This is a genomic window from Weissella viridescens (genome assembly GCF_001437355.1).
Classification (GTDB): domain Bacteria; phylum Bacillota; class Bacilli; order Lactobacillales; family Lactobacillaceae; genus Weissella; species Weissella viridescens.
The window spans coordinates 102,654-115,922 of sequence record NZ_JQBM01000002.1 but is presented as its reverse complement, the minus strand read 5'-3'; the positions used below and the strand labels follow the sequence as shown (position 1 = coordinate 115,922).

Genomic DNA, 13,269 nt, shown 5'->3' with positions numbered 1-13,269 from the left:
TCAAGACGTCGCGTTCTCAGCGCGGAATCCAGGGTTCGACTCCCTGTTGGGCTATCAGTCATTACCCCACGTGAGCGCAATTTCGATTGCGCTTTTTATTTTGCTCAAAAACGACTATGGTTACCCTATAAATGAAAAAAAGCATCCACCACATCATAGCATCATCATTTTTCTTCACACATCGTGCACAAAATACATTACAATGAACACAATAAGAAAAAAAGGACGGAATATTATGCCAACTTTCATCTCATGGAACATTGATAGTATCAATGCTGCCGTCGAACATAAATCTCCACGTGGCGAAATGACCTGGGCTACTTTGCAACATCTTGCCGAGCTTGCTCCAGACGTCTTAGCCATCCAAGAAACGAAGCTACGCCCAACTGGCCTAACCAAAAAACAAGCGGCTGCGCTTGATGAGCTTTTCCCAGAATATCATCGCTATTTGAATTTCAGTACCGCGCGTACCGGTTATTCTGGAACGATGATGCTTACCAAGACGGAGCCATTATCCGTTACGATGCCTGAAATCGGTGCGCCTGGCGAAATGGACCAAGAAGGTCGCATTATCACCCTCGAGTTCCCCAATGCCTTTGTATCGACTGTTTATACGCCAAATTCAGGGCGTGAACTGGCTCGACTTGAAGATCGTCAAGCCTGGGATAAAGCCTACACGACTTACATCGATTCGCTAAACGCGGAAAAGCCAGTCATTTTTTCTGGTGACTTTAACGTTGCGCATGAAGAAATCGATTTGAAGAACCCAAAGACAAATCATCACAGTGCTGGCTTTACCGATGAAGAACGCGCTGACTTCACTGATTTGCTCAAGGCTGGTTACATTGATACCTTCCGTACGTTACACCCTGAAGCAACCGGGGTTTATACGTGGTGGTCACAAATCGCCAAGCAATCAAAGGTCAACAATGCCGGGTGGCGTATTGATTATTACCTTATTTCAAATCAACTCGGTGACAAATTGGTTAGTCTCGATGTCATCGATACCGGTGCTCGTCAAGATCATGCACCAATCCAACTTGTCCTAAAAGACTTTAGCCTCAATTAAAAAAACAGCTCAAGCATGTGCTTGAGCTGTTTTTATTTGCTCGTCATAACAAAAAAGCACCCGGAAATTCCGGGTGCTTTTGTTTAACTTTAAATTTGCTTAGATTTCATCCAACAATAGTTGCTTGATTTCTTCCAAGAATGGTTGACGTGGGTTAGTACCGATTGTTTGGTCATCATAAACTAAGTCTGACAAACGATCAACACTTTCTTCGACAGCCTTCTTTGAAACACCGTTACCAGTCAATGTTGTATCAACATCCAAGGCATCAGTCAATTCCTTAATCTTAGCTAGCAAAGCATCAACAAGGGCTGCATCATCCTTACCTTCCAAACCGATGTAACGTGCGATATCAGCGTAATCCTTTTGTGCACGGTATGTTTCGTAACGTGGGAATGGTGTACGCTTAACGTTTCCAGTAACCGCGTTGAACTTAATAACGTGTGGCATAGCAATTGAGATAGCCAATCCGTGAGGCAAGTTGAATTCTCCACCTGTCTTGTGGGCAATCGCGTGGTTCAATCCCAAGAAGGCGTTGGCGAATGACATTCCAGCCAATGTTGCAGCGTAGTGCATATTAGCACGGGCTGTTTGACCTTCCTTGGTTGGGTGTTGTGGATCATAGTTGTATGATTCAACCAAGTTATCAAAGATTAACTTGATAGCTTGCAAAGCCCATGGACGAGTAAAGTCTGAAGCCATAACTGAAACGTATGATTCCAAAGCGTGTGACAATGAATCCAAACCTGAGTATGCAACTGTACGCTTTGGCACAGTCATAACGAATTCAGGGTCAACGATAGCAGCTTGTGGAGTCAAAGCATAATCAGCCAATGGGTACTTCACGTGAGTTTCGTCATCAGTGATAACCGCGAATGGTGTAACTTCTGAACCAGTACCTGAAGTTGTTGGGATAGCAATCATCTTAGTTAGTGGTTGCTCTTCAAACTTAACGATACGCTTACGGATATCGATAAACTTTTGTTGCAACTTTTGGAAGAGTTCCTTCATTGCTTCAGGATCATCCAAGACACCTTCGTGTTGTTGTGAGTATTCGTAGATGTAACGCGCAATCTTACCTGCATCAAGTGCTGATCCACCACCAATTAGGATAACAGTATCAGGCTTGAAGTCAGCCATTTGCTTAGCAATTTCGATTGTTTGTCCAAGTGTTGGGTCAGGCTTAACAGTTCCGTAAATTGAAGTCTTAACAGGCTCCTCACGCAATGCAAGTTGATCAAGCACTTCATCAACGAATCCGAATTGAACCATACCTGGGTCAGCAACGATAAAGGCACGTTCTACACCTTCAACATCTTGCAAGTATGAAATTCCGTTTGATTCGTAGTAAATGTTCTCTGGTAGACGTACCCATTGTGGACGGTTACGACGACGAGCAACAGTTTTAACATTCAATAGATCATCTGTAGACAAGTTATGTGACAATGAATTCTTCCCCAATGAACCAGTTCCAAGCGTCAATGATGGACGCATAGCATCTGAATAAACGTCTCCAATTCCACCAAGTGTATCTGGTTGGTTAACCAAGATACGTGATGCTTCAACGGCGTCAGCATATTCCTTAACAAATGGGTCATTTTGAGCCCCGATTTGGATAGCGGCGTTGTGTCCGGCACCTTGGTAGTTAAGCAATGAACGCACGATTTCGATCGCTTCGTCACGTGATTCCGCCTTATAGACTGAAAGCATTGGGCTCAACTTTTCTGATGACAAAGCTTCACCGATGTTCTTCTTGTCCAATTCGAACAACAAGATATCCTTACCTTCAGGAACCTTAACACCAGCTTGTTCAGCAATCCAAGGTCCTGGACGTCCGGCAACAGGTCCAGCGACTCCATAACCTTCAGCATTTGGCTTGAAGGCGTAGTCAGCAATCTTTTGGTAATCCTTCTTAGGAACCAAGTAACCACCTTGCTTTTGCAATTGGTCCATAAACTTGTCATAAACTGATGCATCAATAACAACTGAGTTTTCAGCGGCACAGATCATACTGTTGTCGAAACGCTTTGAAATAAGCAAATCTTCAACGGCACGTTCGATGTTAGCTGTAGCATCAATGTAAACGGCACCGTTACCAGCACCAACACCCATTGATGGATTACCTGAGTGCAAAGCAGCATTAACCATTCCAGGTCCACCAGTTGCCAAGATTGAAGCAATACCAGGATTTGTAATCAATGCATTTGTGGCATCGATTGATGGGTTTTCAATCCATTGGATAAAGTTCTTTGGGGCACCAGCCTTAACAGCTGCATCGTAAACGATTTGTGCGGCGTGAACAGATGACTTTTGAGCTTGTGGGTGGAACGCAAAGATAATCACGTTACGTGTCTTAGCCGCCATCATTGACTTGAAAATCGTCGTTGATGTTGGGTTAGTTGTTGGCACGATACCAGCTAAAATACCAAGTGGGGCAGCAACCTTAACTTGTCCCTTAACCTTGTCTTCACTGATAACACCAACAGTGCGGTCGTTACGGATAGCGTTATAAACAGATTCTGAAGCGAACTTGTTCTTAGTATCCTTATCTTCAACAACGCCACGACCAGTTTCATCGTGTGCTTCGTGAGCAAGAAGCAATGAGTTTTCTGAACCAGCCAATGCCATTGCGGCAACAATCTTGTCGACTTGTTCTTGGCTAAATGTCTTAAATTCGTTAAAGGCAACTTGAGCCTTTTCAACCAAAGCTTGTGTTTGTGCCTCGGCGTCGGCCTTCTTTTGAGCCTTCTCTTCTGGAGTTAATTCTTTTTTCTTATTCTTAGGTGCTTCTGCCATCGGTAAGATCTCCTCTTTTATATAGGTTTTATTTCTTTATCTCTATCAACAATACTTAGTATAACATTTCACAAAGTAGTGTCAACAGTTCTTGTGAAGTTTTTTTCAAACTCTTTTGAAACGGTTTAACACTGGTTTTATCATTTCATATTCATGCATGCTATCTATATGTGACTTTAATCACACAAGGGTGCTATTTCCTATATTTTTACACAATCGCTTAATCTGATCTGCTAAATAAAAAACCACAGTTTCTATATATAGAAACTGTGGTTTTTAAGCACTACCAAATAATCACGCGTTCACTTGGTTCGCGATACATTCCATCCGTTGGTTTTACATCATAAGTTTGATAGAATTCATCAAAATTCGTTACCGGTACATTGGCCCGATAATTATTTGGTGCATGGACATCAACTGCCGTCACCATCTTCGCATACTCAGGGCGACGCTTCTGACGCCAAATTCGTGCCCAATTCGTGAAGAATTCATCAGCAGAGTAATCATCTTCTAACTGTGCGGCTTGTAATGCGTCAGCAAGACCGCCTAAATCAGCCACGTTTTCTGAAACAGTTAGCTTACCGTTAACCGGAACACCTTCCACGTCAAGTCCATCGAATTGATCGACGACTTTTTGTGTCCGTTCCTTAAAGGCAGCAAAGTCAGCTTCAGTCCACCAGTTATTTAAATTACCATGTTCATCGAACTCCGCTCCATTTGTGTCAAAAGCGTGTGAAATTTCATGGGCAATTACAGCTCCAATACCACCATAATTTTGTGATGACGTTTGGTCAAGACTGTAGAACGGTGCTTGTAAGATAGCAGCTGGGAATACGATTTGATTTTGTTGTGGATCATAGTAGGCATTAACCATATTTGCTGGCATTCCCCATTCAGATTGATCCACTGGTTGATTCCAGCGACCCCATGCCTCCTCAGTCGCTTGTTCACGGAAGCGACGTGCTGCAGAAATAAGATCATCGTCATCTTGAATAACACGCTTAGCAAAACGCTCAGGTAGCTTTTCTGGATAACCAATGTGGGGATTAATCACACTTAGTTTAACTTGAGCCTTTTGCTTTGTCTCTTCTTGCAACCAGTCTACGGCGTTCAAACGTTCTTTATAAACCTCAATCATCGTTTGCACCTTGTGCTCAACATCCGCCTTTGCTTCAGGCGAGAATTTCTCACCGGCATACCATAGCCCTAATGGTTGGTCATAGAACGATTCCGCCAAGTAATAGGCTGACTTACGTTGCGAGCTTGCTTCTGGAACACCAGATACATAACGTCCATAGGCACCCGCCTTTAAACGAATATCGTCAGATAAATAAGCTGTAAAGCTATTTACAATCGCAACAAGTAAGTGCGCCTTTAACAAAGGCCACGCCTCTTCTGAATAGAACAAATCCGCGTGCTTCCAAAAGTCATCTTCTGAAACAATTAGGTCAGTTGGCAACTGACCTAATTGCGCTTGAATCAAAGTAGTGACATCCAAAGAACCAGCCATTTTCACAAATTCATCCCAAGTATAAGGGTGATAGACGTTCGTAATTTCTGACGCCGTCTCATTACTCATGACATGCTCAGCAACACGCGCATCAAAGGCCAAATTCTTCGTTAAGATATCATCAATTTCAGTGTCTGCAAATCCAAAGGCCTTGAATAACGCAGTTTGCGACTCACGCCACTTATCCAATAACTCCTGCTTTTGTGGGTGATCATCAGCATAATACGTTGTATCAGGTAAGATAGTTCCAAAACTATCGGCCCAAAGCACATTCGTTTGCGCATCCTTAAAATCCGGTGCAATACCAAATGGTACCCCATTTGGTAAACCAGCTTGTTCTAATTCAACTAAATGCGCATTGTAGTCCTCAAATGATTCTAGTGCTTGATACTTCGCAATCAAATCCGCCACAGGCGCAGAACCCTTAGCATTACGCGTTTCCCAATCACTAGCCAGCTTGTGATATTTTACAAAGTTTTGCAAAATTGGGTCACTTGGGACATCTTTCCCAGCTAACCACTCATCTGTTGTATCCAACATAAGCGTTTCAATCTCATCGCTCAAATCATTGAATCCACCTGTGCGGGGCTTATCATCAGGAATAACCGCTTTTGCTTGCCATTCTCCATTGACTGCTTCGTACAAATCATCTTGTTTACGTACTTTTGTCATTTCAGCACCTCATTTTTATATAGTAATACTAGTTTAGCACATTTCTCATCAATATCTAATAAAAACCAATCAACAGATAAGTTGCCTGGTTTTTCATGCTATTGTACGTGCCAATCTTTCAACTTCTGATCGATTTGCTCATTCAATTTCGTGTTATATTTTTGGGTTTCTGACTTAACAACTTGATCTTGAACAGTCTTTTGTGCCTTTTTATTCTTTAAGAAGTCAGGATCCTGCTTGTAGCGCTTAGCAAATTCAATCTTCACTTGCTTGGCCACTGCATCCGAAATGGTCTTCTCAGAATTTTTGTTCAAACCTTCCAATTGTTGGTATTGATTCGTTGAAATCACATGCCAGTCTTTAGGAATTGTCATCACATAGGCAGTTTTAGTGTCTGTCTTTTGACTTTGTCCCATTCGCATAAACCGATCAAATGCATTATCAGTTTGATAAGTCGTTAAATTGGTTTTCAAAGTTGCGGGCGTCCCAGTTTTTAGCGTCATCTTCGTTCCTTCAGCTAAAGTTTGGTAAGTCTTATCACCCATATCATAAGTATAATGCTTGCCACCGTCGACTTTCTCTGTCGTGATGAATTTGTATGAACCTAACTCCTCAGCCGGCTTAATCTTTTCCGTTGTTGAGTCAGAACGTTTTGTCATAAACAAGTGTTCTGAGTCATCAACTCGTAGTCCCCAAACATTTACACCAATCAAAGCAATTCCGATGACCAACGGAATCCATCGAATTGAACGGTGTTGTACGTATTGGAGTAATGTATAAAGCAAAAACACAATTCCTAGTACTAATAATACAATCATAGATATAATACCTCATTAATTTATCTTAAGTACTAAGTGTATCAAATTTTCGAACTTTATGCTTTATCTTGAGCCGCCCAAATGTTAATTGGCCCAAATTGATGTCCCACTTCAATCGTTTCGGCAATGGCTTGATATGTCAATGTCTTTGCTAATTTAACAGCTTCCAAAATTGACTGTCCTTTGGCCAATTCAGCCACAATAACAGACGACAAAGTATCCCCCGTTCCATTAATGTGCGTTGTATCGACATATGGCTCTGTTAGCCAGTGTGTTTCCCCATTTTCAAGTAACAATAGGTCCGTTACTTCAAGTTGCTTAGCGTCGGCATGACGCCCTTTTAACAGCACATTCTTTGCACCAAAACTTTGAATTTTGCGTGCCGCTACCTCCATATCATCAGGTGAATCAATGCTCATATCAGCTAATAACTCACCTTCATAAATATTTGGTGTTGTAATCGTCGCTAGAGGCAGCAATTCGGTTTGCACCGCTTTAATCGCATCCATCTCTAATAAAGTTGCCCCATGTTTGGTTGAAATAACCGGATCCACAACCAAGTCACCAAATGAAACACGGTTTAGATTTTCAACAACATTATGAATAATAGCTCGGTCAGCCAACATGCCTGTTTTGGCTGCTCGAATCTCAAAGTCATCGGCAATACTTGTAAATTGTTGCGTAATAAAATCCAATGGCATTGTGCGTTGTTCTTGAATGCCATATGAATTTCCAGCTACGGCAGCTGTCAAAATCATCATACCATAAGTATCTCGTGCAAAAAAAGTGTGTAAATCCGCTGGTCCACCAGCTGATCCGTCACTATCATTACCTGCAATTGTCACCACTTGAGGAAAGCTATTTACCATGTCGAGTTCACTCCTATTGATCTAATTATTCTCATTATAGGTTAATTGAGCCAAATAAAAAAGCTAGAAAACATCAATAAATGATATTTTCTAGCTTTTATTTTTAGTAAAACGATTAGCTAATCAACGCAGGTTGATTAAACCAATGGTTCCCACTTCCAGTCAGTGAATTCTTCAATATCACGACCTTCGTTACGAGTAACGTCGAAGTGCTTTGCCAAGATGTTGTCCATCTTCTCCAAGAAAGCGCCAGCCTTCTCTTCGTTGATAACGCCGTTAGCTGCCAAAGTAGCAACAGCATCCTTAGCTTGGTGGAAACGATCCAATTCTGAGTATACACGCATGTCGTATTGCGTAGTAATATCACCATCTTCACGGTAACCGTGTGGGTGCAATCCCAAGTGTTGACGTTGGTAGAAGAATGATTCAATCAAATCTTCGTAACCGTGGAATCCGAAGATTACAGGTGTTCCAGATTCACCGAAGTATTCAGCAAATTCGTCATCTGACAATGAACGTTCGTCGTTCATTGCACCATTCTTAGCTTGCAAACGCATCAATTCAACAACGTTGACGTAGCGCATTGCAACTTCAGGGAAGGCATGGTTAACAAGGTCAACAGCAGCCAAAGTTTCGATAGTAGGTTCCGCACCGGCTGAAGCAAATACGATATCTGCCTTACCTTGTGGAGCAGTAGATGCCCAATCGATAACTGCCAAACCTTCGTTTGCCAAAACATCAGCTTCTTCAGCAGAGAACCATTGTTGACGTGGTTGCTTTGAGGCAACAACGTGGTTGATCTTGCTACGTTCTGAGAACGCACGGCTGAATACGGCCAACAAAGTGTTTCCATCAGCTGGCAAGTATTGACGAATGAAGTCTGACTTCTTTTCGGCCAAGTGTGTCAACATACCTGGATCTTGGTGTGTGTAACCGTTGTGATCTTGTTGGAATACAGTTGAAGTTGAAATCAAGTTCAATGATGGGTAATCATTACGCCATGATTGTTCTGAGGCGTGACGCAACCACTTGAAGTGTTGTGTGATCATTGAGTCAACGACACGTAGGAATGATTCGTATGATGCGAATACACCAACACGACCAGTCAATGTGTATGCTTCCAACCAACCTTCAGCTTGGTGCTCTGAAAGTTGTGAATCGATGATACGTCCTTCAGGAGCAACGAATTCGTCATTAGGGAATTCAGTTTGTTCCATCCATTGACGGTTAGTCATCTTGAACATGTCCCATAGACGGTTTGACATTGTTTCATCAGGTCCGAAGATACGGAATGATGTAGGGTTCATGCGTGCAACTTCAGCAAAGAATCCTGACAATACGTTCATGTCCATGTTACGGTTTCCGTCAGCTAATTCAGTACCACGGTTTTCAGCAGTAATTTCGTTAGCAAACTTCTTCCAATCTGGCAAATCCAAATCCTTTGATGATTGACCCTTAGGGGCACCACCGTTAGTGATTGGGTTGTCAGAAATACGCTTGTCACCCTTAGGGGCGATTTCAGCGATTTCTTCCTTCAATGAACCATCAGCGTTGAACAATTCTTCAGGCTTGTATGAGTTCATCCATTCTTCGAATTGGTCCAATGTTTCCATGTGACCAGCTGACAAAGGAAGTGGCACTTGGTGGGCACGGAATGAATCTTCGATAGGGTTACCCTTAGCGTCGAAACGTGGTCCACCCCAACCCTTTGGCAAGCGAGCGATAATTACAGGCCATGCTGCAATTTCACCGTCTTGGTAACGATCGTTTTCACGAGCGTCCTTTTGGATTGCTTGGATGTCTTCAATAGCTTGGTCAAAGACTTGAGCAGCCTTTTCGTGGTAAGCCATGTAGTCATGAATGTCATCGTTTTCGATGAAACGAGGTGACCATCCCAAACCTTCAAAGAACTTTGAGATTTCTTCGTCTGACATACGTGCAAACAAAGTTGGGTTTGAAATCTTGAATCCGTTAAGATCCAAAATTGGCAAAACCGCACCATCAGTCTTTGGGTTCAAGAACTTGATACCGTTCCATGCAGTCATTGATGGACCAGTTTCGGCTTCTCCATCACCAACAACAGTGAAACCAAGTTGGTCAGGGTTATCCAACACAGCACCAACGGCGTGTGACAATGAGTAACCTAATTCTCCACCTTCATGCAATGAACCTGGAGTTTGGGCTGTCATGTGAGATCCAATTCCACCAGGGAATGAGAAACGCTTGAACAAACGTGACATACCTTCGATATCTTGAGTAATTTCAGGATAATCTTCAGTGTAAGTACCATCAAGGTATGAGTTCGTAACCATAACTTGTCCACCGTGACCAGGGCCACCGATGTAGAACAAGTTCAAACCGTACTTGTTGATCAAACGGTTTGCGTGAGCGTAAAGGAAAGTTTGACCTGAGATAGTACCCCAGTGTCCGATAGGCTTAACCTTAACGTCTTCAGATGTAATTGGTGTGTTAGTAACTGAGAACAATGGGTTGCTCTTCAAGAAAATCATACCAGCTGAAAGGTAGTTGGTTGCACGCCACCAGGCGTCAACTTTTTCAAGGTATTCTTTTGAATCAAAATCTACTGCCATTTTGATATCTCCTTAATAAATTGTTTGAGAAATAAGTTACGACTTTAGAAGACAATTCTCCTAAGTCAACACAATCATGATAACAGATTTAAATACGACATACAAGAAAAAACCAATAATTGGAACGGTCCAATTATTGGTTTTTGAAATGACGTAAACAGCCTATTCACCATCTAGACTATCAAAGCTATTATATCGCATGTATTTATAATGAATTCTCATGGTTCCAACTTCAAATGGCGTACCATCATCTAGGAAGTAAATCCCAGCCATCACACCTACTGGTTCGGTCGACTTTAAGCCCAAAGCACGCTGATCCTGTGGTGTTGACGGCTCTGCTGAAACTGTCAAAAATGAGCGTGTCACAGGTTTCCTCGTCGTTAGTTCGGCATATTTAAATAAGGAAGCATGGACATCCGCTTCAGTTAGATTTGGCAATAACTTTACCGGAACCAATGCATCTTCACTCATGAAAGTTTTACCCTGCAATTGACGCAATCGTTTAATATGGTATACCTCTTCGCCTTCTTCCAAAAACAAGGCTAATTGCGTATCTTTATCTGCTAATTGTTTATCAAATGAAACTAATTCAATTGCTGGTGCCTCACCGTCAATTCGGAATGAGTCCGAAACGCCCAAACTATGCCCCGTTGATTGGAACATGTTTTGATTCTTCAAATATAGTGGATTCACAAAAGTTCCTGACCCACGTTTCTTAAAAATGATTCCTTGTTGCGCTAGCACATTCAAAGCGCGCTTAATCGAACTCCGTGATACGTCGTATGCAACGGCAAGTGAACGTTCGTCAGGCAGTTTTAATGTCGCAAATTCTTGTTGATTAATCCGCTTTTTCAAGTCAGTTAATACACGTAAGTATATTGCCTCTTGTTCCATCCTACTCTCTCCATCTTGTTAACTTGCGTTTAGCATAACATAAAAGTGGTCCAACCAAAAGCATTTGGTTGGACCACTTTTAATGATTTATTGATAATCAACACCAGCCCATTCGGCCTTAAATTGATTTACAAACTGATGCATCGCCTTATCTCGAATAGCACCAATTCTTTTACCTTCATCAGTATTTAAGTAATCTTTGAGCAAAAATAACTTCTCATCAAAATGATTAATCATCGTTTCACCGGCAGGATTCCGATAATCGGCTTTCGTCTTCAAATCACGTGGTGGGATACTTGGGTCATATAAAATGTGATGGGCTTGGACACCATACTGAATGACACGTGCAACTGCGATCATCCCCATTGCCTCTAGACGATCAGCATCTTGCACAATTTTCCCCGAAATATCCAATGGCTCAGGCTTACCGAAACGTTGCTTACTCCACGACATATTATCGATAATATGGAAAATGGTGGTTTGGCGCGTTGGGTCAATTTCAAGTTCAGTCATTTTATCCGCCACTTGTTGTTTAGCCGCCACGACATCATCGAACAGCTTATCATCATAAGTATCATGCAAAGTAGCTGCAGCCAAAGTAATGAAAGCATCAGCGGTTGGTTCGGTCTCAAGCAGATGTTGCGCCAACTGCACAACTCGATCAATATGGCCTGTATCATGGCCACTTTCATCTTGTTGCAACCGTTCGCGCATAAAGGCATCAAGTGCGCTTAACTGAATTTGTTCTTGTTCGTTCATGAAAGACTCCTTATTCTCTGGTTCGCGTTAACACATTAAAGACGACATCAATAACTAAACTAAAACCGAACATGGCCAGAAGAAAATACAGGATATAACGTCCAAAATCTTGCCATAACATTTGCGTGTTCGTCACAATAAAACAGAGAGGCACTGCTAACACTGCCAAAAAAACGATGTAGCTGACGATGCCACTTTGAATATTCTGCCAATCCGCCCGACTCAAGTTCAAGGCTAAACAAAACTGAATACATAAAAGTAACCAAATCAGGAGATGCCACCAAATGATACCCATCCAAAGTTGGCTCGAATCCAGTCGTAGCAATGCTGTCAACAGCTGTGGCCAACACACATATGTTGTAAGCCAAACGGCTAACCCGATTCCAAACAACGGCCCCATCCCGATGAAGAAATTACCCAATTGTTGGTATAAACTCTTGGGATTCCACGCATGAGAAACATAGCCTAGGGTTTGTTCAACATCTGCTTTTTGGACCAAGCTGATTTTATCAATCTTGTGTCGAAATAATAGTGCCATCGCAGCATGTGATAATTCATGGACAATAATGCCAAAAAAACTAAAGTAAAACTGCGCTTGGGTGCCGAAATGATTCACAATTAATTGATTTGTGCGCTTAGTAATTGCTGAAATCACTGCTGCCCCTACATAAGGCATCACTAATACAATTAACAGTAACCGCACTAGCGTTGTAAAATAATTTGGCATCATGCTTGTTGCAAATCAGCAAATGTTCCTGACACAAACTGCGCCAGATCCTCAGCATTAATGCGACTTGATCGTCCAATTTCGCCTGCTGAAACTGTGAGTTCACCTGCTGTTCGCGCCGATTCGTCAATATAAATTGGGAATTTTTTATTTTGCCAAATACCAACAGGATTATTAGCGCCATGTACGTAACCCGTCGTCTTTTGGAGGTCTTTGGTTGGAATCATATTGACTTTTTTATTACCTGAAACGACCGCTAATTTCTTCTCATCCAGGTGTGCATCAATCGGTACAATACCAATTACCGGGCCGGTTACATTGCCTGTTAAAGCCAGTGTCTTATAGATACTGTGATCATCCAGGTGATATTTCTCCATTTCATCGGCATGCCGATTCATCCCGTCTTCGAACACAATTGTTTCATATGGAACATTTGCTTTATCTAAAATTTGTTCAACTAAAATCTTTTTAATTTTTGTTTTCTTTGCCATGTTGAACCCCTTTAACACATATAATATATGTCTATTTTTAAATGATTTCACCAAAAACACAAGCAAAAAAGAC

The 13,269-nt window shown here is 41.9% G+C and carries 10 protein-coding genes; 1 reads left to right on the top strand and 9 read right to left on the bottom strand.

Going from position 1 to position 13,269, the window contains the following annotated elements; translation table 11 throughout:
- Positions 1-235 precede the first annotated feature (235 nt).
- Positions 236-1,069, top strand: coding sequence for an exodeoxyribonuclease III (locus tag IV50_RS03120; RefSeq protein ID WP_057744961.1), 834 nt, complete (start codon positions 236-238; stop codon positions 1,067-1,069).
- Between the two features lie 99 nt (positions 1,070-1,168).
- On the opposite strand, the gene adhE is transcribed toward IV50_RS03120, so the two are convergent.
- The 9 genes from adhE to IV50_RS03075 form a co-directional block, all read right to left on the bottom strand.
- Positions 1,169-3,865, bottom strand: a complete 2,697-nt coding sequence (adhE, locus tag IV50_RS03115) for a bifunctional acetaldehyde-CoA/alcohol dehydrogenase (RefSeq protein ID WP_057744958.1) — start codon at positions 3,863-3,865, stop codon at positions 1,169-1,171.
- 283 nt (positions 3,866-4,148) lie between these two features.
- A complete protein-coding gene (locus IV50_RS03110) occupies positions 4,149-6,047 on the bottom strand; it encodes a M13 family metallopeptidase (protein WP_057744955.1) in 1,899 nt (632 codons plus the stop codon).
- Between the two features lie 98 nt (positions 6,048-6,145).
- A complete protein-coding gene (locus IV50_RS03105; protein WP_057744952.1) occupies positions 6,146-6,865 on the bottom strand; it encodes a DUF4811 domain-containing protein in 720 nt (239 codons plus the stop codon).
- A 56-nt stretch (positions 6,866-6,921) separates the two neighbouring features.
- Positions 6,922-7,734 carry a bifunctional hydroxymethylpyrimidine kinase/phosphomethylpyrimidine kinase gene (gene thiD / locus IV50_RS03100; RefSeq protein ID WP_057744949.1) on the bottom strand — a complete coding sequence of 271 codons (813 nt, stop codon included), beginning with the start codon at positions 7,732-7,734 and terminating at the stop codon, positions 6,922-6,924.
- A gap of 137 nt (positions 7,735-7,871) precedes the next feature.
- The gene (locus IV50_RS03095; RefSeq protein ID WP_057744946.1) at positions 7,872-10,325 is read right to left on the bottom strand and encodes a phosphoketolase family protein; all 2,454 of its coding nucleotides are present in this window, start codon (positions 10,323-10,325) and stop codon (positions 7,872-7,874) included.
- A 162-nt stretch (positions 10,326-10,487) separates the two neighbouring features.
- Entirely contained in the window at positions 10,488-11,219 is a 732-nt protein-coding gene (locus IV50_RS03090; protein WP_057744943.1) for a GntR family transcriptional regulator, read from the bottom strand.
- An 87-nt stretch (positions 11,220-11,306) separates the two neighbouring features.
- Positions 11,307-11,978, bottom strand: a complete 672-nt coding sequence (locus tag IV50_RS03085) for an HD domain-containing protein (RefSeq protein WP_057744939.1) — start codon at positions 11,976-11,978, stop codon at positions 11,307-11,309.
- Positions 11,979-11,988: 10 nt separating this feature from the next.
- Entirely contained in the window at positions 11,989-12,708 is a 720-nt protein-coding gene (locus IV50_RS03080; protein WP_069201670.1) for a hypothetical protein, read from the bottom strand.
- Positions 12,705-13,196, bottom strand: a complete 492-nt coding sequence (locus IV50_RS03075; protein WP_057744933.1) for an aminoacyl-tRNA deacylase — start codon at positions 13,194-13,196, stop codon at positions 12,705-12,707. Before IV50_RS03075 ends, IV50_RS03080 begins: the two co-directional genes overlap by 4 nt.
- Between the last annotated feature and the right edge of the window lie 73 nt (positions 13,197-13,269).